This window comes from Veillonella parvula (genome assembly GCF_002005185.1).
Classification (GTDB): domain Bacteria; phylum Bacillota; class Negativicutes; order Veillonellales; family Veillonellaceae; genus Veillonella; species Veillonella parvula_M.
The window spans coordinates 2,093,293-2,118,003 of the sequence record NZ_CP019721.1; the positions used below are offsets into that span (position 1 = coordinate 2,093,293).

24 protein-coding genes and 1 pseudogene are annotated in these 24,711 nt (G+C 38.1%); 2 read left to right on the plus strand and 23 right to left on the minus strand.

Annotation, left to right across the window (positions count from 1 at the left end):
- Positions 1-255 precede the first annotated feature (255 nt).
- The 5 genes and pseudogenes from B1A77_RS09705 to thiT form a co-directional block, all read right to left on the minus strand.
- A complete protein-coding gene (locus B1A77_RS09705) occupies positions 256-1,284 on the minus strand; it encodes an AraC family transcriptional regulator (protein ID WP_077708603.1) in 1,029 nt (342 codons plus the stop codon).
- A gap of 102 nt (positions 1,285-1,386) precedes the next feature.
- Positions 1,387-1,722, minus strand: coding sequence for a cupin domain-containing protein (locus B1A77_RS09710; RefSeq protein ID WP_008714361.1), 336 nt, complete (start codon positions 1,720-1,722; stop codon positions 1,387-1,389).
- Between the two features lie 356 nt (positions 1,723-2,078).
- Positions 2,079-3,314, minus strand: coding sequence for a molybdopterin molybdotransferase MoeA (locus B1A77_RS09715; RefSeq protein ID WP_077708604.1), 1,236 nt, complete (start codon positions 3,312-3,314; stop codon positions 2,079-2,081).
- Positions 3,295-4,419: a molybdopterin-guanine dinucleotide biosynthesis protein B gene (gene mobB, locus B1A77_RS09720; protein WP_077708605.1), complete on the minus strand. Its 1,125-nt coding sequence runs from the start codon at positions 4,417-4,419 to the stop codon at positions 3,295-3,297. Before mobB ends, B1A77_RS09715 begins: the two co-directional genes overlap by 20 nt.
- Positions 4,412-4,941, minus strand: a pseudogene (gene thiT / locus B1A77_RS09725) (energy-coupled thiamine transporter ThiT). Before thiT ends, mobB begins: the two are co-directional and overlap by 8 nt.
- 183 nt (positions 4,942-5,124) lie before the next feature.
- Here thiT and B1A77_RS09730 point away from each other — a divergent pair.
- Positions 5,125-6,111: a GMP reductase gene (locus B1A77_RS09730; RefSeq protein WP_004696596.1), complete on the plus strand. Its 987-nt coding sequence runs from the start codon at positions 5,125-5,127 to the stop codon at positions 6,109-6,111.
- 137 nt (positions 6,112-6,248) lie between these two features.
- Here B1A77_RS09730 and B1A77_RS09735 read toward each other — a convergent pair whose 3' ends face one another.
- The 15 genes from B1A77_RS09735 to ilvB all read right to left on the minus strand — a co-directional run bounded on the left by B1A77_RS09735 (position 6,249) and on the right by ilvB (position 22,385).
- The gene (locus B1A77_RS09735) at positions 6,249-7,442 is read right to left on the minus strand and encodes an MFS transporter (protein WP_077708606.1); all 1,194 of its coding nucleotides are present in this window, start codon (positions 7,440-7,442) and stop codon (positions 6,249-6,251) included.
- A gap of 179 nt (positions 7,443-7,621) precedes the next feature.
- Positions 7,622-8,650 (minus strand): DUF805 domain-containing protein, encoded by a 1,029-nt coding sequence (locus tag B1A77_RS09740; RefSeq protein WP_187658822.1) that lies wholly within the window; start codon positions 8,648-8,650, stop codon positions 7,622-7,624.
- Between the two features lie 94 nt (positions 8,651-8,744).
- On the minus strand, positions 8,745-10,100 hold the full coding sequence (gene dcuC / locus B1A77_RS09745; protein ID WP_077708608.1) for a C4-dicarboxylate transporter DcuC: 1,356 nt from the start codon (positions 10,098-10,100) through the stop codon (positions 8,745-8,747).
- A gap of 21 nt (positions 10,101-10,121) precedes the next feature.
- Complete coding sequence (locus B1A77_RS09750) at positions 10,122-11,300, minus strand: M20 metallopeptidase family protein (protein WP_077708609.1); 1,179 nt, start codon at positions 11,298-11,300, stop codon at positions 10,122-10,124.
- A 190-nt stretch (positions 11,301-11,490) separates the two neighbouring features.
- Positions 11,491-11,673 (minus strand): hypothetical protein, encoded by a 183-nt coding sequence (locus tag B1A77_RS09755; protein WP_004696604.1) that lies wholly within the window; start codon positions 11,671-11,673, stop codon positions 11,491-11,493.
- Between the two features lie 137 nt (positions 11,674-11,810).
- Complete coding sequence (locus B1A77_RS09760; protein WP_077708610.1) at positions 11,811-12,998, minus strand: aspartate aminotransferase family protein; 1,188 nt, start codon at positions 12,996-12,998, stop codon at positions 11,811-11,813.
- Positions 12,999-13,083: 85 nt separating this feature from the next.
- The gene (argB, locus tag B1A77_RS09765; RefSeq protein WP_077708611.1) at positions 13,084-13,941 is read right to left on the minus strand and encodes an acetylglutamate kinase; all 858 of its coding nucleotides are present in this window, start codon (positions 13,939-13,941) and stop codon (positions 13,084-13,086) included.
- A 10-nt stretch (positions 13,942-13,951) separates the two neighbouring features.
- Positions 13,952-14,902 carry an N-acetyl-gamma-glutamyl-phosphate reductase gene (gene argC / locus B1A77_RS09770; protein WP_077708612.1) on the minus strand — a complete coding sequence of 317 codons (951 nt, stop codon included), beginning with the start codon at positions 14,900-14,902 and terminating at the stop codon, positions 13,952-13,954.
- A gap of 110 nt (positions 14,903-15,012) precedes the next feature.
- Positions 15,013-16,023 carry an ornithine carbamoyltransferase gene (gene argF / locus B1A77_RS09775; protein WP_077708613.1) on the minus strand — a complete coding sequence of 337 codons (1,011 nt, stop codon included), beginning with the start codon at positions 16,021-16,023 and terminating at the stop codon, positions 15,013-15,015.
- A 31-nt stretch (positions 16,024-16,054) separates the two neighbouring features.
- Positions 16,055-17,239 carry a M20 metallopeptidase family protein gene (locus tag B1A77_RS09780; protein ID WP_004696614.1) on the minus strand — a complete coding sequence of 395 codons (1,185 nt, stop codon included), beginning with the start codon at positions 17,237-17,239 and terminating at the stop codon, positions 16,055-16,057.
- A gap of 217 nt (positions 17,240-17,456) precedes the next feature.
- A complete protein-coding gene (locus B1A77_RS09785; RefSeq protein ID WP_004696616.1) occupies positions 17,457-18,779 on the minus strand; it encodes a metallophosphoesterase in 1,323 nt (440 codons plus the stop codon).
- A 92-nt stretch (positions 18,780-18,871) separates the two neighbouring features.
- The gene (locus tag B1A77_RS09790) at positions 18,872-19,330 is read right to left on the minus strand and encodes a hypothetical protein (RefSeq protein ID WP_021148404.1); all 459 of its coding nucleotides are present in this window, start codon (positions 19,328-19,330) and stop codon (positions 18,872-18,874) included.
- A 31-nt stretch (positions 19,331-19,361) separates the two neighbouring features.
- Positions 19,362-19,949 carry a beta-class carbonic anhydrase gene (locus tag B1A77_RS09795; RefSeq protein WP_021148405.1) on the minus strand — a complete coding sequence of 196 codons (588 nt, stop codon included), beginning with the start codon at positions 19,947-19,949 and terminating at the stop codon, positions 19,362-19,364.
- Between the two features lie 187 nt (positions 19,950-20,136).
- Positions 20,137-20,649: an acetolactate synthase small subunit gene (gene ilvN, locus B1A77_RS09800; RefSeq protein ID WP_042986452.1), complete on the minus strand. Its 513-nt coding sequence runs from the start codon at positions 20,647-20,649 to the stop codon at positions 20,137-20,139.
- An 8-nt stretch (positions 20,650-20,657) separates the two neighbouring features.
- The gene (ilvB, locus tag B1A77_RS09805; RefSeq protein ID WP_077708614.1) at positions 20,658-22,385 is read right to left on the minus strand and encodes a biosynthetic-type acetolactate synthase large subunit; all 1,728 of its coding nucleotides are present in this window, start codon (positions 22,383-22,385) and stop codon (positions 20,658-20,660) included.
- 192 nt (positions 22,386-22,577) lie between these two features.
- Here ilvB and B1A77_RS09810 point away from each other — a divergent pair, with 192 nt between their 5' ends.
- Positions 22,578-22,856, plus strand: coding sequence for a hypothetical protein (locus B1A77_RS09810; RefSeq protein WP_008601532.1), 279 nt, complete (start codon positions 22,578-22,580; stop codon positions 22,854-22,856).
- 77 nt (positions 22,857-22,933) lie between these two features.
- Here the strand turns inward: B1A77_RS09810 and B1A77_RS09815 are convergent, their stop codons facing one another.
- The 3 genes from B1A77_RS09815 to B1A77_RS09825 are packed head-to-tail and all read right to left on the minus strand — an operon-like array spanning position 22,934 to position 24,596.
- A complete protein-coding gene (locus tag B1A77_RS09815; RefSeq protein WP_021148408.1) occupies positions 22,934-23,434 on the minus strand; it encodes a folate family ECF transporter S component in 501 nt (166 codons plus the stop codon).
- Entirely contained in the window at positions 23,424-23,771 is a 348-nt protein-coding gene (locus B1A77_RS09820) for a nitrous oxide-stimulated promoter family protein (protein ID WP_008601536.1), read from the minus strand. Before B1A77_RS09820 ends, B1A77_RS09815 begins: the two co-directional genes overlap by 11 nt.
- A 9-nt stretch (positions 23,772-23,780) precedes the next feature.
- Entirely contained in the window at positions 23,781-24,596 is an 816-nt protein-coding gene (locus tag B1A77_RS09825; RefSeq protein ID WP_021148409.1) for a class I SAM-dependent methyltransferase, read from the minus strand.
- Positions 24,597-24,711: the final 115 nt, after the last annotated feature.

Genomic DNA, 24,711 nt, shown 5'->3' on the forward strand with positions numbered 1-24,711 from the left:
TATTGGTGAAAGTCTGTCAAACACATACAAAATTTCCTTAATTATTTTCTTTTAATCCATTAAAAATATACAATTTCACCTATATGATTATAAAAAAAGAGCACTACCATCAGAACGTAATGCTCTTTCACCATATATTTTAATAGGATTAACAAATATACAAAATCACCTATACCTAATGATTGTATATCCACCTAATTTAATTTTCAAAATCATGAAATTATAGCTAATTACAAGTTATTATAAGAATGAAAATTATGATTGTAATCTTTTTACAACCATCTCAAGTTGGTCTCTAACATCCTGTAACTTTTGATTAGCCTCATCTAATCTATTCTTATCGATAGAGACATCTTGATATGGTAAGTAAGTTTGTAAAATGTCTATAATATCTTCTTCCTGAGTAGAAATAATTTCCTTCCAATCATGTAATTTTGTCTTACGCCCCATCTCTTTTGCTTGCTTTCTATATTCAGATGGTGTTGTATGGAAATGTTTCTTGAAGGCCACATTAAAGGCTTTAATATCTGCAAAGCCACAACTACTCGCAATATGTGCTACTCCATCTTCAGAGTTAGCTAAACGAACTGTAGCCTCTCGTAATCTCAACCGCAACAAATACTCTAAAAAGGAAACCCCTAATTGGCGTTTAAAAAATTGAGATGTATAGTTCACATTATAACCGCCTATTTTAGCAATATCTTCTAACTCTATCTTCTGCTTATAGTTTTCATCAATATAGGCAATCATTTTATCAAAGGTAGCTACAGTCATATCAGCAGGCTTTGTATGTACAGGGATAGTCTTAACCGCATCAATTTCACGATTTATATCACTAGTCATGGCTAAAAAGTAACTCTCCAAGCATAATTGACGATTAGGACTTTCACTATTTACCATTAATAACATCATTTGTGCGGCACGATGACGTAAGGACATAAAGAATTCATTATCCCGGTTAGTTTTATCTGAGCGCAATACAAATTGATACATACCGAAGTTAGGATCAAAGTATTGAAAAAACTCTTTACTCACATGAATAACAAGAGCTGTTGTATCCTCCTCTAAGGCCAACGTAGCATGACCTACTTGAGGGGAAATAATAATGGTATCAAGAGGTTCCATTGTAAAAACCTCACTATTACAACTCATGTCGATTCTGCCCTTTAACAAGATCAAGACTTCAACGCCACTGTGCCAGTTGTAATGATATGTACTAACCTTATATATATCACTATTGAAATCTATATGATTGTGTTTATAGGTATAGTGAAAGTAATCCATAATAACGTAACACCCCTCATAAAATCAAACAAATACCTCTCAATTATTTACATAAAAAATGCACCCCTTATTAATCAAAGGGATGCATTTATTATGATATATTTATTTAACTACGGTCAACAGCATCTTAAAGCTTTCTCTTGCATCTAGGCTATGAGGTACTTCCGATGGCATAATCAAGGTTTCACCAGCTTTCACAGTATGTTCCACATCACCAACAACGATGTGCGCCTCACCATCAAGGATTTGCACAATCGCATCGCCTACTGTTACATGCGTAGAGATTTCTTCCCCCTTAGGCAGCGCAAATAGTGTAATGCTGAGTCGCTCATTTTGAGCAATTGTAATACTAATCACTTGTCCCTCTTTATACTCTAGGTGCTCACCTAGATGTAAAATTTCGTTTACTGGGATATTTTTTGTGAAAGTCTTACTCATAGAAATCACTCCTTATATAGCTATATAATAGTAAAAGTAAATAAAAAGTAGATTAAAACAATTTTATCAAAACCAATTGATATAACTAAAAAAATATCCTTCCCTTAATTTTATTATAATTTAATTGAGATTTAATTTCAGTATTTTTGGTAACAAAATTAAAATAATTTTTGGATAAACGAAATGTTTTGAATAAACGCAAAGACGAGGCCTCCTAAGAAACCTCGTCTTTTTACATTATGATTAGCTATAAATATTATAGTTTCTTAACTAGTATATTTGTATCTATAACTCTAAAACTCTATAACTCTAAAAAATCTAACGCCTTAAAGTAAGAATCTAAAAATCAAAAGGGTCTAAACTGCAGGCAGCAAGCCTAATAGATACACATTAAATGTATCACCAGGATGTACTTCATGAGTTCCTCGTGGAATACATGCCAACGCATTCACAGTATATAGCCCTAACATGCTACTACTATTAAAGTGACGATTAGCCACAAACCGTGGCACACCACCGCCGAACACCACTTTTCCTTGTACATAGCGATCAAAAACATTACGTTTGAAGATTTCTGTATCCATTACGCAAGCCACCACTGGAGTCGTCCAATTAGCCAACCCTTTGTAACGCTTCAAGGTAGGCGCTACAATTAAATGCCATCCATTAAAGGCAGCCCCTGGATTACCGGACAAACCAAAGATAATCTGACCTTTTGGGGTAACCGCACCATAAGATGCTGCACCCGGTCGCATTTGAATACGGGCATAGATAGATTTTGCTCCTAGTTTTTCATAAATAAGAGGCATCGTATCAAAAAGACCTACCGATACACCACCAGAACTGATAATAATATCTGCTTCTTCACTAAGTTTCAAAACATGATTGATTTCAGAATCTAGCTCCTCCGGAGCATCACTTACATGATAGTGTGTTATCTTGTGAAACCCTAAATCCTCCAAGAGCCCACAAATCATAGCTCGATTAGAGTTGTAAATTTTACCAGGTTTTAAACTTTCACCAGGTTCAATAACCTCATGACCAGAGGTAAGAACTAATACACGAGGCATGGCATTAACAGAGATCTCAATAATGCCAAGTCCCGTCAAAATGGTTTGTACTGTAGATGTTACCTCTGTACCACGTGGAATCACAATGGTGCCGGCAACACACTCCTCACCTTGTGGAATAATATGATCACCACAATGATATTTGCCTTGAATCGTAATTGTAGTTTGTGGTTCACCAGTGCCAACCACTTGTTCTTGCATAATGACAGTATCACATGTGTCTGGTACCGGTGCACCAGTCATAATACGCACCGCATGACCAACGTCTACGGGATGTTCCCATACAACACCAGCACCAATAATACCGTCAACGATATATTCATTACGACCTTCTTCGTAGGCGATGGCATAACCATCCATAGCTGATTTTGGGAATGCAGGTACGTCTGTGGGTGCAATAATGTCCTCTGCTAACACGTACCCCTTCGCAGCCTTAACATCTATTGTTTCAACTTTATGAACTTGCGTTTGTAAGGCTTCATCCCACAATTGGAGCGCCTTCTCAACAGTAACGACGGCCATTTAAACTCCTCATCATTTCCTGTATGTGACGTACCAATTCAGGTACGTCTTGATCCAATTTGCCAATTTCTATCGTCGCCACTCGGTCCATCGGATCCGAGATTAGCTCTTCCGTATATCCCTCTTGAGTAACCTCTATAATTGGGGCAATCCCTTGGGATCTCGTTTCTAGTATAACTATATCTACAGGCATAAACTGTGATATTTCATACAAGTTGGATTGTTCTTTCGTGCGTATACGAATCGCTGTTTCAGTAGGCCCTGCAATTGCAACCGCATCAGCTCCAGCTTTATAGACAAGGTCTGTATCTGTTCCTTCATGATCCATCTGAAAGCCATGCTTATCGCTTTTTACTACACCAACCGATAAACCGATATTTTGTAACTCAGACACAAGACGCGTTACAACAGTTGTCTTACCTGTTTTACGTTTTGATGCGACCACACTAATTAAAGGTACACGGCGAAATTCATTTTCCGCCAAAGCTCGCGCCCATTGATAATCTTCAAAGCGATTAATATTACTTAATTCCCAGCTATAGTCAGTAGCATCAATGGACTCAATATGCCCAATGACGTCAAGAGCATGATGCAAGGATACATTTTCGCCAACAAGAATAGATTGAATTAAGGACGCAATATATGGCCTATAAATACCGGCCATCGGCTCAGATTTTCCACTTTCACTATATGGGACAATGGCATTCCAATCATTATGCTCTACTTGATAGAGCCAATCATAATACAAATCCATTTCCATGAATGGCATATCTACTGCCATTACCGCATAAGCAGAACTAGTACCAACCGCTAGAGTACTATACAGCCCTCCTAAAGGTCCGCATCGCCCAACAGAATCTCGAACAATAGAAACCTTATTTTTCTCATCGTTCGACAATGTATCTATAATATGAGTCTGGATAGCAAGTCCTAATTGCTCGTCATCACCTATAGAGATAAGAATATCTTGAACATCTGCATCTAATCCCTTACGAAGGGCATGAGATATAAGACTTTCACCATTAATCCAAGGCAACAAAGCTTTAGGTTGCCCCATTCTAGTACTGAGTCCTCCAGCCAAAATAATTAAACCTAATTTATCCACGACGTTGTAAACCTCGTTTGACACCTTGGTAGATGAATAGTAAAACTGCAATATTTAAAAGGCCATCTGGTACCATATAGGATGCATTATAAATCATGGAATAAACCCAAGGATTCTGCCCTTGTGGAGCATAGCTAGCAAAGACTACAGCACCGCTCGTAACAGATGCTCCCCAACGCAATACAATACCTACGATGGATCCAGTGATAAGTCCAGAAAGAGAATCTTTAAAATAACCACAAACGCCAATAGCACCGTAAGCAACCAGGTAGTCTAATATAATACTTAAATAATGAACAGATGATTTAAAGCCTAAAATAAAGTGTAATATACCATATACAACACCTGCGAAAATACCTCGTGTTCCGCCCCAACGATATGCGTAAATCATGAGTGGTACCAAAGCTGCCGCCTTAATAGAGCCCCCTGTGGCATATGAAAAATCGTAATAAATGACAACACTTGAGCAATGGCAATTGCTACGCCAGCTTCAGCAAGCATACGGGTTTTAGACTGTTCCACATTAATCAACCTCCTTTTACCATATATCTATAAATGAATATATTATTTATACAATCTACTTGTATTGTACTACAGTTTATCCCTTACACCAAACAAAATATTCGGAACGTATTGAAAATTTTATGAGTCTCTTGTATAATGGTACAGGTTCAATATGTAATACTCGAAGGAGATATAGAAACTATGATTAATACAACTAACATCTTTGATTATGAAGACGTGCAATTGATTCCTAACAAATGTATTGTCTCCAGTCGTAGCGAATGTGATACACATGTAAAATTAGGTAAACGCACATTCCGCTTGCCAGTAGTACCTGCTAATATGCAAACTATTATCGACGAAGAGTTGGCTGAAAAATTAGCTCGTGAAGGGTATTTCTATATCATGCATCGTTTCCAACCAGAACGTCGTATGGACTTTGTAAAACGCATGCACGACCTTAACCTATATTCTTCTATTTCTATCGGCGTAAAAGCTGAAGAATTTGCTTTAGTTGATGAATTTAAGAAAGCAAACTTAACCCCAGAATATATCACTATTGATATTGCACATGGTCATTCCAATGCGGTCATCGAAATGATCCAATACATAAAAAAGAACTTACCTGAAACCTTCATTATCGCTGGTAATGTAGGCACTCCAGAAGCAGTTCGTGAACTAGAAAATGCTGGTGCTGATGCGACTAAAGTAGGCATCGGTCCTGGTAAAGTATGTATCACAAAATTGAAAACCGGCTTTGGTACTGGTGGTTGGCAATTGGCTGCTGTTCGCTGGTGCGCAAAAGCAGCTACTAAACCTATCATCGCTGACGGCGGTATTCGTGACCATGGTGACATCGCAAAATCCATTCGCTTTGGTGCTACCATGGTTATGATTGGCTCCCTATTTGCTGGTCATGAAGAATCTCCAGGGGAAGAAAAAATCGTTGACGGTAAAGCTGTAAAAGAATACTTTGGTTCTGCTTCTGAGTTCCAAAAAGGGGAACGCAAAAACGTAGAAGGCAAAAAGATTTTCATCGATTCCAAAGGTTCTATCTTCGATACATTAACTGAAATGGAACAAGATTTACAATCCGCTATTTCTTACGCTGGCGGTACGACTCTACAAGCCATTCGCAAAGTAGACTATGTACTTGTTAAAAACTCCATCTTCAATGGCGATCGCTAATCTAATCAATATATAATGATAGTTCTAAAAGCCACAGGTTCTAGACCTGTGGCTTTTTAATGCGTGAAATACATAAAATATAAAAATATGAAAAAGGAGCTACGATACGAGAATCGTAGCTCCTTAATTATAGGCTATTAAATTTGTTCTTCACTAAGACCACAGTCTTTACTCATTAAATGGTATGCGTATTTACCAATACCTGCACTTACAACAAGCAATGTAGTCAATACGATAAATGCTACTGTAAGACTTGTACCGTGCGCAATGAAACCAATTAAGGCAGGTCCCATCAAAATACCCATATAACCGAGCATTGTGGATGTTGCGACCGCTTGTGTCATAGGAATGACATTTTGTTCCCCCATTGCAGAGAATAGGTTTGGTACTATCATAGCTAATGAAATACCCAATAATAAGTAAATATACATGGATGCATGACCTGGCAAGAACACGATAAGCCCCATCGCAATAGAGCCAAGTAAGTAGCCACCAACAACAACTTGCTTTGATGTTAAGTGTTTACCTAATCTATTACCAAGCAAACGGCCTATACACATAGTACCATTAAAGAGCATTACACCCATGACAGCCTCTTCGATAACAATCCCTTTATCTTCAAATAAATATAATGCACTCCAATCCCCTACAGCACCTTCTACCAAGTAAGAAACAAAGGACAATAAACCAAAAATAAGAGCGATTGGATGAAAGGACAATGGGCTTTTAGATTTTTTAGTAACCTTTGCATTTGGATCACTACCAAAGGTCAACATAAATTGGCTAACTATGACCATCGCAATAAATAGTACGATGAGAAGTCCCCAAATACTTTGATTAACAGGCAGCGATAAGATTTTTAAAAGCACGAGCAAAACACCGGCACCAGCAAAACCACCTAAGCTCCAGCCACCGTGATAGGCGCCCATTAAATGTTTTTTGCTCACCTTTTCTGTTAGGATAGCTTGTAAATTAGCAGAAGCACCACTAAGGCCTACACCAATACCAAAAAAGAACAGGGCTACTGTTGTTGTAGCAATAGTAGGACACATAGTAACGATGGCAAGAGATACCATACCAATAAAGCTAGCTAACAAAACGACTCTCTTACACCCAAAGCTTTCTACAAGCTTACCTGCTATAGCCATGGATAAACAAGAACCTACACCGAGCAACAAAATCATGGAACCTAATACATCTTCACCAATACTAAGCTTTGCTTTTAAATATGGCACGAAACCAGCCCATAAAGCTGTGTACATACCGGGGATAAAAAATGCCCCAAAAGCACCACGAATATTTGCTGTTGAAATAGAAACTTGATCGTTCATTACATCCTTTCTGGCTTCTAGAACCGTCCGGCGAAGAAAGGTCCTTTTTATCCGCAAAGCGCTAAAATATGCGTCATTACAGGAAACCATTTTAATTACATATGATTTATTATTGGAATATAATAAACTCCTTTACGAAAAAAGTAAAGGGGTTTATTTAGTAGAATTCAATGTCAGTTTTATTCGTTAAGGGAATTTAGTTCAACACTATGTATGGATGGTTTAAATACAGTCATATACAAAGTGTAGATATTAATAATAGGAATAAACATTGTCACTAACCAATAACCGCTAAGACCTGTATCATGTAATCTTCTAACAGTACAACTGATATTAGCTAATATATACCATAACCAAAAGATCCAATAGATAACTATACTAGCAACAATAGCAATTTCTAGGTTAAATATATTTTCATAGAAGAAAAATAAAACAGAATTAAGCGCACTCGTCATAATCTGGAACATAAATACACCCCAGTATAACTCTTGCCTTTTAGCTCTAGTTCGATAATCAAACAGCTTATTGATAAACATGCTTCTAAAGGAATCTATGGAATGAGATAAACCAATTCTATCCCAATAATCTTCCCTCTTTTTATCATCGCTAGAACTATATATCGGTTCATATGTGATAATATATTCTCCACTCCGCTGCTTTCCATTTGGCAAACCATATTGATTAGCAACTTTATTAGAAGGCATAAATATTAGCAATAAGAGCACTATATACTCATAGAAAAGATAAATATAAAAGTCTAAAGTCACTTTAACATCTATATTAGTAATACTTTGATTATATCCCCAATAGCCTAGAAGTAATATATTAAGAATTAAGATAACATATTGTATATACCTTCCAAGAGTACCACCACTAAAATCATTTAGTCGTCTTTTAACTAATTCCGATAGAATAAAAGCCCCTAAAATATTAATGATAATTGTCATAATAAAAAAAATTGGTTTATCAATCATGTAATTAGAAGTGAAAATTACATTATCAAAATACTCTTGAAAGGCTTCATTAAAATTAAATTTTAGGGATCCTATAATCCCAAGAAAGTTAATTAAATTACCAAAATAGACTTCTAAAAAAAGAAATGCTACACCTACTAAGTATGGAAATCTAGTTAGCCTTTGGTTAAGAAAAAGATTCTTAACATTAGACTTTAACAATAGCCATTCATCAAGGAAGTTAAAGTTAATCATTAAAACTCCGTATTTCATATATCTAAATAAAGTATTAACAACAATACTAACTAGTACCATGCCATATTAAACAGACTTTAGTATATATCTAAATTTAATACAGTATCCATATCCCTACACAGCTTGTAAGTAATGCCACAAAAACTGGCACAGCCGTGCGTCTGAGTAAATCTACCGATTTAATATGAGCTACACCAGCTACGCCAACCATTACTGGACTAATAGGGCTAAGGAACAAACCTAAGCTTGCACCATTTTGCATCCCTAACATGGTTGTAATTGGATCTAGGCTAAGATTAGATACAATATCAGGTACTAGTGGAACTAATGTGAATAATGGTGCTACGTTACTACCTGTAACCATACTAAGTCCTAGCATACCCCCTCCAAGAACAGAGGTAAGTCCAATAGAGTTTAAGGATAGTGTTTGAAGTGTACTAACTAACGAATCAATAAGGCCTAGGCTAACCAAACCTTGTGCAAAGATTTGCCCCCCTATAATAAGAGTCACTGCATAAGAGAACTGATTCCCCATACCTTCAAAGAAAACTGTGGTGCTCTTAAGTACAGTTCTCAGATTTCGATGACGAATTAATTCTGTCATTAGAGCAATGCCAAAGGCAAGCATCATGGCAAGAGTAACATTCATCTTTACACCAGAAAAACCATACTGGCTAAAGCCTAAGATAAAACACAATGGTAATAATGGGAATATCATATATAGCTTGGGACCAATAGGCGCTTTAGGAATGCTTTCAAGATCATTTACATCCATAGGGCCATCAATTCGATCTCGATATCTCTGCCACCAGAAGTGCGCTATGGCAGTCACAATAGCAACTAAGAAATAAATCCTCAACTGATAGCCTACAAAATAGTTTGGCACAGGAATATTTAATACCTTTGCAATCAATAAAGTAGACACCGCCCCAGGTCCTACATCCATAAGGTGTCCCGTAGCAATAACTGCAGCCGCCCCTACAGGACTTACACCTAATCGAACTAAAACAGGATACATTGTGACCATCATGAGGAGAGCAAGACTCAAAGGATTGGGAACACAAATAGCTAATCCCATATTGAGTAAAAACATAAGGGCTAACACAATATATGGTCGATTAAGGCGATATAAAGGGCGGATAAAAGTATCTGCGAGTCGCGTTCCTGCCCCAATATATTCCATATATTTTGCATAGCCTGCACAAGTCATAATCATAAGGCCCAGATTAACTATATTATTAGATGTCGTTATCCTTACGATATCCATGGCATCAAATATAAGAACCCCTGTAGATTGACCATCAACTAATATGGCATCAATCCATTTTCCCTCATAAGCGATGAACATCATGAGGATTCCCATGCCAATCAAAATAGGCTGTGGTTGATAGCGCTTCATCAATAATATGCCTGTTATAGCAATAATAATGAGACATATAACTATATTCATAAGAACCTCTTACATAGAATTTTAGTTATGTTCTTTTAACCACTGAATTGCATATTCAGTATACACCGCAGATGCTGCAGATAGTACGGTATCATCCATATTAAATCTATTATTATGATGATCGTAGGTAGCCTCTACTTCTGGATTTTGAATACCAATAAAGGCAAAGCATCCCGGTTTATCTTGTAAATACCATGCAAAATCTTCTCCAGGCATTACTTTACGCATCTTAAAAAGCTTGTCCTCACCTAATGTATCAATAACGACACGTTCTGCAAGTTCACTGGATTCAGGATCATTAATAGTAGGAGGCACTTTTTTTATATATTCTAATGTAGCAGTCGCTCCATAGGCTTCTGCAGTGTGTTTCACAATGCGGCGAATAGTATCGACAATGTATTGTTCTTGGTTTGGATCAAAGAAACGAACCGTACCGCCCATGGAAGCTTCCCCAGGAATGACATTCCATTCTGAGCCAGAGTGAATATTGCCAATCGTAACAACGACGGAATCAAGGGCACTCACATTACGAGAAACCACAGTTTGCAAATTCATAACGATGGCACTAGCCACCACGATAGCATCGACCGCTTGGTGTGGCTGCGCACCATGACCTTGTTTGCCTTTTACGTTAATAGTAATTTGGCTACTTGCAGCCATACGAGGACCTTCCTCAACAGACACAAGACCCGCTGGCAAATCGATCCACACATGCCCTCCAAAGATAGCATCTACCTTATCATACCAATCGCCAAACTTAATGAAATCCGGAGCCCCTGCGCCAGTTTCTTCCGCAGGTTGGAATGCTAAATACACATCGCCTTCAATACGGTCTTTCATAGACATTAGCATCTTAGCCGCACCTAATAAAATAGCCATATGTCCATCATGACCGCAAGCATGCATTTTACCCTCTACTTCAGATTTATAGTCCACTGTATTATGTTCATGAACAGGCAGTGCATCGATGTCGGCGCGCAATGCAATAGCCTTTCCAGGCTTAGCACCATGGATAATACCGATTAAGCCTATACCACGTTCTGTGTCTACATGAACCTCTACGCCCATCGATCCTAATTCTTTAGCGAGTGTCTTTGTCGTTTCAAACTCTTCGTTGCTGAGCTCTGGATGTTTATGAAAATATCTACGCCAATCTTGAACGTAGCCTTTATATTGCTCTATTAAATCGCGACTATGCATCGTATCGCCTCCTCTAATATCAGTATATCACTTACATATCAATATGCATCGCTAATATATAACGATTATACAGTCTACGAATTTATAAATACACAACCTACTTGTACCAAGAAAAGCCCCTTATTTAGGGGAATAACAGGATAAATGTAAAAGAAAACGACATGCAGCGCCATGTCGTTTTCCCAGTTTCTTATCGGTTGCGCAATACTGCTTGTACCGCTAAGGATACAACAGCTGTTGCAACTGTCACAGCAGCGGTGATTTTCGCCGTTGTGATAATTTCTTCTTTTGTAGGTTTTGCTTTTGCAGCAATGTCCAACGTTTTTGCTACCGCCGGAACCAATACTTCATTACGTAAGGATTCTGTATTCATATTTACTCCTCCAATATAGACTGTTTCTTCTAGGGTAACACGAATACGGACTAAAGTCTATATAATCATCGGTTTATTTCCATAGTTCAATGTTACATAACTATAGTAAACGATATTTATGAAAGCTAGACGAATTCTTATTTTGCAGCTAATTCTTCAATCACTTCAGCCAAAATACGTATCGCCTTTTCTAATTGTTCTTGTGGAATATTAAGGGCTGGTAAAAGTCGTACCTTATTTTTAGCAGATAAGCATACTACACCCTTTTCTAAACATTTTGCAATGACAGCTTTTGCATCTACTGTAGTCTCAATACCGAGCATGAGCCCCATACCACTAACACCAATGACACCATGTTTACCAGTTAAGGTAGATTTTACGTATTCCCCTTTTACTTTTACAGAATCGAGAAATTCAGGAGTTAACCGACTAATAATAGTGTTCCCTGCAGCCGCACAGATTGGATTTCCCCCAAAGGTAGTAGCGTGGGCACCAGCATTTAAAACGTACTGCATCTTTTCATTAAACAAAGTAGCCCCCATTGGTAGACCTCCGGCCAAGCCTTTTGCAGTAGATACCACATCTGGTTCGATGCCAAATTGTTGGTATGCATATAGACTACCAGTCCGACCATTACCAGTTTGTACCTCATCGATGAGTACCAGTTGATCGTGTTCATGCGCATATTTTGTTACCGCTTGGACAAACTCCTTATCTAAGGGCATAACACCACCTTCACCTTGGATAGGCTCCATCATGATGGCACAAACAGCTGGATTAGCAAGGACTTTCAACGCCGCATCAATATCATTGGCCGGGGTGTGAATAAAGCCCTCAGTAAATGGGAAGAAATGTTGATGGAATACATCTTGTCCTGTAGCAGACAAGGTGGTAATAGTACGACCGTGGAAACTATTGACCAAGGTAACGATTACATGACGACCTTCGCCGTATTTGTCATGACTGTATTTACGCGCTGCCTTAATAGCACATTCGTTAGACTCCGCACCAGAGTTAGAGAAAAACACCTTTTTCATCCCCGTTTTCGCGCAGAGCTGTTTCGCTAGTTCAATTTGTGGCAAAGAATAGTATAAATTAGAAATATGATTCAACGCATGAGACTGCTTAGTAACAGCGTCAGTCCACTCATCATCGTCAACACCAAAAGCCGTTACACCAATACCAGAGCCAAGGTCAATGTATTCTTTACCCTCTACATCCCACAAGAGAGAACCCTTCCCTTTTTGAAAGCATACGTTGAACCGACCATACGTATTGGCTATATATTCTTTATCTTGTTGTTCGAAATCGATTGTATTATTCATTATACCCTCCAAACGTACGGCCTTGCCGTCGTCTATCTATATAAAAGATAACCTATAGATGATTACCAGCATTATATCTACTATATTACGCAACAAACATTGTGCCAAGACCTTCATCGGTTAATAACTCGATAAGAATAGCATGTGGGATTTCACCATTAATGATAAATACTTTTTGAGCCCCTGACTTAATAGCCTCTAAGCAGCAATCCACTTTTGGGATCATACCACCGGCGATAATACCATCTACTTTTAATTGATTCGCCTCTGCCATAGTGATTTTAGAGATTAAAGATTTAGGATTATGTACATCTCGTAATACACCATCAATATTGGTCATAGCCACCATTGTTTCCGCCTTGAGAGCGCCTGCAATCTTTGCGGCTACGGTATCAGCATTAATATTGTAAGTATTACCATCGGCACCCATACCGATAGAAGAAATAACCGGAATATAGCCACGGCTAATTACGTCATGGATAATGCTCGTATCAATAGTATCAATATAACCTACATAACCAAGTTCTTCGTTTTGTTTATGAACTTGAATCATGTTGCCATCTACGCCACAGAGGCCAACAGCTTTGCCACCAAGATCCGTTAAATCCGCCACGAGCCCTTTATTCACCTTGCCGGCTAGCACCATTTGTACAACATCCATTGTTGCTTCATCGGTAACTCGTAGACCATTAGCAAAATGTGATTTAATTTGCATCGCCTCTAAGGTGCTATTAATAGCTGGACCACCACCATGAACAAGGACTACTTTGACCCCCACTAATTGAAGTAATAGTAAATCCTTCATAACAGATTTCTTTAACTCTTCATCCACCATGGCATTGCCACCGTATTTAACGACAACGTACTGATCTGTGTATTGTTTTATATATGGAACGGCCGCCGTTAAGATATGCGCCCGCATTGCATTTGTTACATTCTTCATAGATTCCTCTCTAACCTAATACTAAACCAGTATCCTCTGGTAAACCCAATGCAATATTCATACATTGAACGGCGGCACCCGATGCACCTTTACCTAAATTATCGAAAATGGCATGAACCATGATGCGTTCATCGTTACCAGTGACATAGATTTTCATGCTGTCCGTATTGCTCAATTGATTAGCGTTTAACATACCGCTATTACTATTTTCAGTAAATGGTGCAACCGTAATAATCGTACTATATTTATAAAAGTCTTCTAATACTTGTTGCACCTTATCAATGCAAACAGGTTTATGACACAAACGACTATGAATACCTACGGTAACCTCCATTCCAGAGTAGTAGTCATCAACGATTGGTATAAAAATTGGCGCTTCACTAATGCCGCATACATGTTGTACTTCAGGTAAATGTTTATGTTCTTGACCAAGCCCATATTGACGAGGAGCATAAAGGAAATAGTCTTTTGGATTGCTTTCATATTGGCCAATCATCTTTTTACCACCACCGCTATAGCCTGTTAAGGATGTAATGATGAAAGGATAATCCGCTGGCACGAGCCCTGCTTTTACAAGAGGCGCTATACAAGCAATCATACCGCTCGCATGACAGCCAGGATTTGCAATATGTTTTTTAGTTGCAATATCTGTTTTGTAGCTTTCACCAAGTTCTGGGAACCCATATGCCCAACCAGCTGTAGTTCTAAACGCTGTAGAAGTATCAATAACCTTACATGAAAAATCACCAATAGCGGCCATAATTTCCTTAGATGCCACATCAGGTAAACATAGAAATACAAGATCCGCTTTTTTTGCAACCACTTTAATGGCCTCTACATTTTTGCGATCCTCATCAGCAGTCGCTAAGAGTTCTATATCTTTTCGATCGGATAATCGTTCATGAATTCTAAGACCAGTTGTGCCTTCATGACCAACAATAAATACTCTATGGGGTGTCATAATAAACCTCAATTCTCACCTATTGGTGACTCACACCTATTTATATAGCCCTTTATCCAATATAAATAGAAAACAAACTATACGATTCATCACCATTTAGGAGGATGAATTTATTTCAATGGATAATCTCCAAAGGTGGCAACCATAACTGCCTTAATCGTGTGGAGACGATTTTCTGCTTCTTGAAACGCTAAAGAGTTTGAACCTTCGAATACCTCTTCGGTTACCTCAATGCCATTCATGCCAAACCGTTCATAAATATCTTTACCCACTTGTGTTTCTGTGTTGTGGAACGCAGGTAAACAATGGCAGAACTTAGTATTTGGATTGCCAGTTAATGCCATCATTTCTGCATTTACTTGGAATGGTTTAAAGGTATTGATACGTTCCTCCCACATATCGTAAGTATCACCCATCGTTACCCACACACCAGTGTAAATAACATCTAAGCCTTTAACGCCTTCAGCTACATCATCTGTGCAAGTAATAGTAGCACCCGTTTCTTTAGCCACTTTTAAGCACTCTTCGTAGAATGGACCAGCTGGCCAGTATTGTTTAGGGCCAATGAGTCTGAAATCCATCCCCATTTTAACGGCACCACTCATCAAGGCATTGCACATATTTGATTGACCGTGTCCAACATAAGCAAAGGAAATTTTATTCAACGGTTTATCGATATTTTCTTGTATGGTTAAGAAATTTGCTAATGTTTGTGTAGGATGATCCATATCGGTAAGCCCATTCCAAACAGGTACGCCAGAATAATCAGCTAATGTATCTACATCGGCTTGATCAAAACCTCTAAACTCGATAGCATCATACATAGATCCTAGAACACGAGCTGTATCTTTTAAGGATTCTTTCTTATTCATTTGAGAACCTGTAGGACCAAGATATGTTGTAAAAGCACCTTGGTCAGCTGCCCCTACCTCAAAAGCACAGCGGGTCCGCGTTGAGTCTTTTTCAAAAATTAGAACAAAGTTTTTACCTTCTAATGTTTTAATTTCCTTACCCGCTTTTTTATCTGCTTTTAATTTAGCTGCTAAATCTAAAAAGTATTTAATTTCCTCTGGTGTATATTGAAGCATTGTTTTAAATGATGTATGTTGTAAACTTTTCATGATAACCTCTTATTTCAAACTATGTGTTTAACTACTTTTCTTGTAAATATTCGGCGGCAATAGCTGCCATCATTGTTATACTAGGTTCGAGGATGCTTTCATCGATGGTGAAAGCTGCATTATGCAAAGCCGGATTGCCTTCAAAGCCAGTGCCTAACCAAAGGAACGCACCTTTGATTTTATGAAGATAGGCGGAGAAGTCTTCTGCTGCCATAGATGGGAACTCAGGATGTACCACTGCGTCTTTACCAAGATATTTCTCTACAATGGATGTGGCATAATCAATGGCCTCTGGATTATTGATAGTTGCACCATGTCCCCTTTTATAATCCAAAGTGCTTTCCGTTTTAAACATCACATCGAGGGCCTGTAAACTTTCACCTAATCGTCGCTCAATATAATCACGTTTCTCTGGTTCATAGGTACGACATGTACCTTCTAGATATACATCGCCACAGCCTACATTGTATCGATCACCGCCATTTATAACACCTATGGTACATACAAGATTTTCCATAGGATTCGTTTCACGAGCTACCATAGACTCCACATTTACAATCCAGTTCGCTGCGGCTACAATAGCATCAACCCCATTGTGAGGCTCCGCACCATGGGTTGATTTGCCCTTAATATGTACAAGGAAGTGATCTGATGCAGCCATCAAATTACCTTTTTTTAGACCTACAGTGCCAACGGGTAATTGTGGCCATACATGAAGTCCATATATTTCATCTACGTCATCAAGGATACCGCTATCTACAATACCTTGTGCTCCTGGGAATAATGCTTCCTCTTCGGAAGGCTGGAATACAAGTTTTACAGTGCCGTGCAATTGATCTTTAATAGACTGTAAAATCGCTGCTGCACCAAGCAAGATTGCCATGTGGCTATCATGACCACAAGCATGCATAACGCCTTCATTTTGTGAAGCAAAGGGCAAGCCTGTTATTTCATGTATGGGTAATGCATCCATATCGGCACGCAATGCAATAACAGGGCCTGTATGAGCACCTTCTATCTTACCGATAACAGCATAATCGGAAACATCGTTTACAAAGGGAATTTCTAGTTCACCAAGCACCTTTTGAATAAATAAAGATGTATTTTTTTCTTCACCCGACAATTCTGGATGACTGTGAATATGTCGACGCCATTCCACAACTTGTTCTTTATATTGGGAGGCATAAGTTTTTATTAAGTCTTGTAATGCATTCATTACTCTATCTCCTTTATACACTATATGCATAATTTATACATATTTAGCGTATTTTTATAATCTATGTACGTATTATAATACTACATTTTATAATAAGCAAGTTTTTATACGTATTTTTCGTATTTTTATTTGTTATATTGTACATTAACTTTACTCATAAATGCTTAATGCTTTTTATTAGACAAAAAAGACACCTCCCAAAGGAGGTGTCTTTCTCTTATTTTTCAATGACTGATTCGTCAAGCTGAGTACCATCAGGTAAAAATGATTTTACAATCAGCTTATTTGGTGTTACGGTCATAGACATATAATTATTCGTTTCAGGCTGAGGTGCTACATATACATCTAAGGGATGTTGCTTCCACTTAGGACGTCGTGCATCACCAGCTATACCTGTAAGGATATATAGTGGACCAGATGGGTCTCGATCAAAGTTTCGTACATGGCCACGGTTGCGGTATGTATGTAAATGAGCAGATAAAACTAAGTCTACATTAAACTCATCGAAGATAGGCATAAATAATACGCCCTCATCATCGAAACCTACATCGCGACTTGCACCTGGTCGGTCAAAGGCATATCGGAATGGATCACGATGCATGAGGACTACAGTCCACTTTTTAGTATTAGCTGCTAAATCTTGACGTAGCCACTGAACCTCTACATCGTACAAATCAGGATGATGAGTATCATGATTATCCTCATGATTACTTTCATACAACATCGTATCTAATACAACGTAATGCACATCGCCAAAATCATAGGAATAATAACGGCGATTAAATATTTCATTCCCATTAGGCGGTACTGCGAAGTAATTCAAATATGCATAAGGCTCGCGCATTTTCCAATCTAATGTATACATCTCATGATTGCCTAAGGTCGTTGCTAACGGCACATTAGCACTCAATGGTCTGATGGAATTCAACCAAGTGCGCCATTGATAGTCTTGTTCCCCATTATCTACAAGGTCCCCCATGCTAATATACAGGGCTGTCCTTGGATTGCGATGTGCGGAATCCTTAACAATCTGCTCCCACGCAGAATAATCACCAGATTGAGAATCTGGATAGATAAGAACATCATACACACTGGAGCCAGCAGTTTCCAACGAATACCAATCACTGCGACGATCATTGCCATAACCAACGCGATATTCGTATTTAGTATTAGGCGTCAAACCAGTTACTGTACCCTCATGGATATAGGTGGTACTGCCATCATCGGTAAAAGCTTTGTCTGTAGCTCTTATCGTTTGAGTCGTATCGGATCCAACAAGACGATACTCTATTACCGCATCAGCTTCGCTGCTATCTGATTGCCACATAATAGTACGACTCATGCTATTATCTTGAGCTACAATTTGCCGAATATAACGACTTTCGGAATCGAGGAGTGGCTTAATTTCTTGTCCACTTACAACGGCGGCAGTTCTAGCTATGCGACTCTGTATGGCATCCTTATGGACATATCCACCTATAATTAATACAGCCAAAACAAAAATGGCTATAATTGTTTTTAACAGTTTACTTTTATTCATATAGTTCCTTTATGTAAATATCTATTAAGTACTAATATGAACACATTATAAAACTTAAACTTAACTTTAAATCAAATAAGATTTTTCTATACTTATTCAACATCTACGTTTCTATATCTAGCAGAAATAAATCCCAACATATTTAATTGCGGTATATTCCATTCATTAGGTAAATAGATATCACAGGTAAGCTCATCCCCTAAAGAGTTATTGGCTATAAATTGATAGCGACCTAGTTCCTCATTGCTACCTACTCTTTCAATTTGATTTAAAGTAGTGTCACCCCAAAACCGACTAAATTCCTCCCATATAGTTTCCGCATCAACTTGAGATAACTCAACCTGTAATCTATATTTTACGCCAACCTTACAGCGTTTTTTTAAGCCCGTTTCGTCAGCACTACAAACCTTAGTGGAACCTTTATCAAAAGCCCATTCTAGACTATCTAATGATTGAACTTGAGTGGAAATGAGATTTTTAAAATTTGAAAGATCCGTAAGAAAATGTTTACATGCTACCTCAAATGTATCTAATCTATCTATATTGCTCAATTCACAATACCTCTATTAAAGAATTTACCTATTATTTTTCGTAATATTGTTTCATTTGTGTATAGCCATTAACAATGACTTCGATTTCACCCGTTCTAGGATGAAAGATAAGACCATGAATTGGCACGTCTTTAGGAATTAAAGGGTTCATACGCAATTCGTCCACTGTTTCTTCCACATTCTCTGCAGGATGTGTAAAGCCATCAGCCCAGCGTTCCATTTCTTTACGGACCATATGAATCGCTTCTGGTGCAATACCACGAGCCAACATTTTTTCTGTTAGATCTTTTGCTGTAGTTTTTGCCATACCACATTCGTGATGACCAATGATAAAGATTTCGTTAACGCCTAGCTCATAAATACAAACAAGTAAACTACGTACAACGCCATCAAAGGGACCTGTAATACAGTTACCTGCAGTCTTTACGATTTTCGCTTCACCGCGTCCAATATCCATGGAATCTTCTAAGAAGTTAACAAGACGTGTATCCATACATGTAACAATGGCCATCTCGCGACTTGGCATTTTACTACACTTTGTATCTGTATCTACATAACCTGTATTTTGATCTTCTACATATTCTCTATTGTGGGCTAAAATATCATCTAATAAACTCATGATACCTCCTATAGTTAAAGGTCTCGGCATACAACCAAGCTCTCTATATCAATAATGGTCGATATACATATTATATCATATTAAGTTGTACACGCTTTTAACTACAAAAAATAGGCCTATTCAAATACATATATTATATATTTGAATAGACCTAAAACACTTTTAAAGTACACTTAAAATACACACCTTATCTATCAGGTGTGGATAAGGCTTCAATGGCAACGCTACCACCGCGCACGACTTCAATACGGTTCACAAACATATCTTTAAATAAGGCAATCATATCATTATTTTTAGATACAGTTTTTACACATTGAACAAGTACAGATTTACGATTATAATCCACAACTAACAAATCAAAGGTTTGGGCAATGCGGAAAATTTCTTGTTTGTCCGCTTCTTTACAGCTATTGACCTTGATAAATAGTAATTCTTTTTTCGTAATTCGCATGTCAGTAAAGTCGATAACTTTAATAATCTCCACACTGCGATTTAGTTGCTTAATAATTTGTTCGTACGTCAAATCATCACAAGTAAGATCAATAGTCATGCGAGACATGGTAGGGTCTTCAGTTTCCCCTACCGTCAATGTATCAAGATTATAATTTTTGCCTGCAAAGAGGCCTGAAATCTTAGCTAGTACACCGATTTGGTTTTCTACATACGCTGAAATACAGCGTTTTTTCATTTGTACTTCCATAGCCCCTCCTATTTTTTATCCTTCAACAACATATCACTTAAAGACTTACCTGCTGGTACCATTGGCAACACATTGAGCTCCGTTGGAATGATGAACTCGAGTAGGGTTGGACCATTTTTGAAAGTATCTGCCAATTGGAACCCTTTTTCGATGTCCTCTACCTTAGTAATACGCATTGCCTTTGCGCCATAAGCTTCCGCCAATTTCACAAAATCCGGTACATACTCAAACTCATCATTGTCGATTATGTCTCGCGTAACAATGGCACTTTCATCCATCATCAAGTTCGTACAAGCGTAACGTTTATCGTAAAATAATTGCTGCCATTGGCGTACATTTCCGAGGAAGCCATTATTTAAAATAATTAACGTCACAGGCAAACGGTAGTGCATAGCAGTGGCAAACTCTTGGATATTCATTTGCACGCCACCATCACCACAGATGGCAAATACACGCTTATCTGGATTTCCCATTTGCGCCCCTAATGCAGCAGGGAAACCATAGCCCATAGTCCCTAAGCCACCAGACGTCAACATTTGATATTGACCTTTCACATCAAGGAACTGGGTAGTCCACAATTGATTTTGACCCACATCGGTTGTAACGATAGGATGTTCATAATGATGATTGATGTACTCGATAACAGTTTGAGGTGTTAACCCCTCTTCGTCAGCTTGAGTGACAGGACGATCTGCCTTAAGTTGCTGTAATTGTTTTGGCCATTCGCCAAGGTCGTGAGGTTCAATATATTCTAAGATTTTTTCAATAGCCAATTTAGCATCTGCTACGATTGGAATATCAACCTTAATATTTTTAGAAATAGATGCCGCATCTACATCAATATGGATAATCTTACAATTTTGTGCAAAGGTACTTAGTTTACCGGTAATACGATCATTAAAGCGCGTACCAATAGAAATCATCACGTCACAGTCAGTTATAGCCACATTAGGGGCATAGCCACCGTGAATCCCTACATTACCAAGATACAATGGATGACGGCTATCAATAGCACCTTTTCCCATCAAGGTTGTTACAACAGGAATCCCTGTTTTTTCAACCAACTCCATCATAAGGTCGTTGGCCCCACTAATACTTACCCCACCGCCTAATAGGAATAGAGGCCTTTTAGCTTTACTAATAATAGAACAGGCCTTTTTAACTTGACCTACGTGAACAGTGGTATTTGGTTTGTAACCGCGAATATTAATCTCTGTTGGATATTCATCTGACCCCATAGCCTTCTGAATATTCTTAGGAATATCTACTACAACAGGGCCTGGACGACCTGTGCGAGCAATGTAAAAGGCCTCTTTCAAAATACGACCTAAATCTTTACGGTCGCGAACAGTAACGGCATATTTACAAATATTGCGGACGATACCAACAGTATCTACCTCTTGAAAAGCATCATTGCCCATGAGGCCTAAATCAACTTGTCCAGTAATACAAACGAGGGGCACACTATCTGCATACGCTGTGGCAATACCAGTCACAAGATTTGTAGCACCTGGACCGGAGGTTACCATACACACCCCTACTTTACCAGTACTCCGAGCATAGCCATCTGCAGCATGAGCTAAGGCTTGTTCATGACGAGGCAAAATCACTTTTACCTTATCTTGCTTATATAATTCATCCATGATATCGATGGTTGCGGCCCCAGGATAGTTAAATAAAAACTCTACCTGCTCCTCTTGAAGGGCTTTTACCAAATACTGTGCGCCTGAAATCATAGGTATCTCCTTATTTATATAATGCATGCATATCGAATTCTCAATATTCACATCAGATATATCTAAAAAATTGAATATCTTATCTAGATATGTTATACTCAGTAGTGTACCATATGTTGTGGTACATGAATATGTATAAAATCTCAAATTATAGAAATATATGTAGATTCTATTTTGAAAGGACTGAATATCATGAAAGAAATCTTAGGTTTCCATTTAAACGGTTGCCCTTATTGCGCCAATGCATTCCGTGCTATCGATGAACTCGTTGCAGAAAATCCTGCATACGCAGATATTCACATCAACTGGGTTGAAGATCAAGATGCTCATGAGCTCTTCAAAACTCACCCATATGAATACTATCCAAACTTGTGGTTCGACCTCGACAAACAATACGAGGCGCAACCTGGTGAAAGCTATGACCAAACAAAATCTTTAATCAAAGCTGTATTGGACAAAGCACTCGCGTAAAAGGCTATATTTACAAATAAAAATGCACCCCTAACATATAATCTAATGTTAGGGGTGCATTTTAGTATACTGTAAGATTATAGCTTTTTTTGTACCATAAACTTGCTGACTGCCTTATACACTATTAAAATCAGTGCAATTTCTAAAGGGAAACAAATGATATTTTTAATAAGACGTCCAATAAATATAGCAGATACTGCTTTGTTATAAAATATTGTAAGCCACATTGTATTCAATATCAGATGTATGCATACAGTAACAATCGTTTCCGGTAAAAGTAATTGTTTAAATGTAACATTACGACCGTGTAAAAAATATCCATACACATAGCCTACAAGAAATTCAGATACGATAAAGCCGGGAAAGAATACCCCTTGCCCAAATAGGGACATACCTATAAAACAGGCAATAGCAGCCATTATACCTGCTGCCATAGGCCCATAAAGAATGCCAAATATAGCGGTTGATAAGAATCCAAAGGTAATATGTATAAATGTAGTATGAATAGCAAATATATAAGATAGTAAGACCGTCAAGGCTACAAATATTCCTGTCTTTACAATCATATCAGTTTTCATAAGATGTACGGTTCCTTTTTCTATCCTTCCACTCTAAATACATATGACGAACAACTTGAATGGGTGATACAAATAACATTCTAGGTCCACCATAGCGCATGATTTCACGTATTTTCTCACGATACGTAGGAGCATAGCAATGCGTTTTACATACGCTACAGAAGGTTTTGCTTTCCATATGAGGACATACATCTATACGATGTTCTGCATATTGCCAAACTTTCTGACACTCCTCACAAAGTTGCCCTTTAGGAGTGTGGTGCTTATTATGACAATAGATGCCAATAATTTGGTACATAGTTTTTAGTTCTAACTTACGTTTTTCATCAACTGTCATGGTTCTCTCCTATTTCACAGACCATGAAACCCATGCCACCTTATCAACAGTCTTATTATGAATTTCTCCATCAATAGCTAGTGGTTCAATGAGATTTCTAATCTCTTCTTTCATGTCTTCCATGTCTCCCCATCCATTATTATGAAGTCGCATGGTAAAATAATTAACTGCCTTTTCAAGAGACATAACCTCTGTTTCAGGAACTGTTTTATAAGTTACTTTCACATTATGCCCCATCTCATAGATTGCATCTAAACACTCTTTCATCTTGCCATCCCATGGGAAAGAATCACGACCAAAGAAATGTTCAGATAGCATATCTACCATTTCGTCACTGCGTTCGCTGAAAGCAATCCACAAGCATTTATCCTTACTTGCATCATGCATAGCGCGAATATTTTCTACATCAAACATAATTGGGCAGAAGATACTATATGCCAGGTCAAAGCTTTTATCCCAACCGAGTTCTCGACGAGTTTCATCAGACCAAGGTCCAATATATAAGCTAAGATCTAAACCTTCTGCCTCTGCCAATTGTTTAGCACCACGAATCATACCATCAGATAAATCAATACCAGTCGCTTTATAGCCTTCACGAGCTAAGCCCAATGCATAATCACAAACACCACAGCCTACATCAAGTGTACGACCATTCGCTGCAGGTAATAAATTTTCATCCTTTAAGAAGGCTAAAAAATCAGTGACCTGAGCCTTGCGATCCTCGCGATTGTGCATTTCTACAAAGTACTCGGAACGATGGTTCCATGCGTCTTGCTCATCACGCCAAACTTCGTTGACGGTAAGCTCTTGTATTTTATTTGTCATATTATCCCCTCTAAATAGCCCCATACCTAAATGGATGGGCTATTGATACATATATAAGTAATATTCACTTAGTTAAATTCACTACGTAATTTAACGCTCCCCTATATGTCCTAGT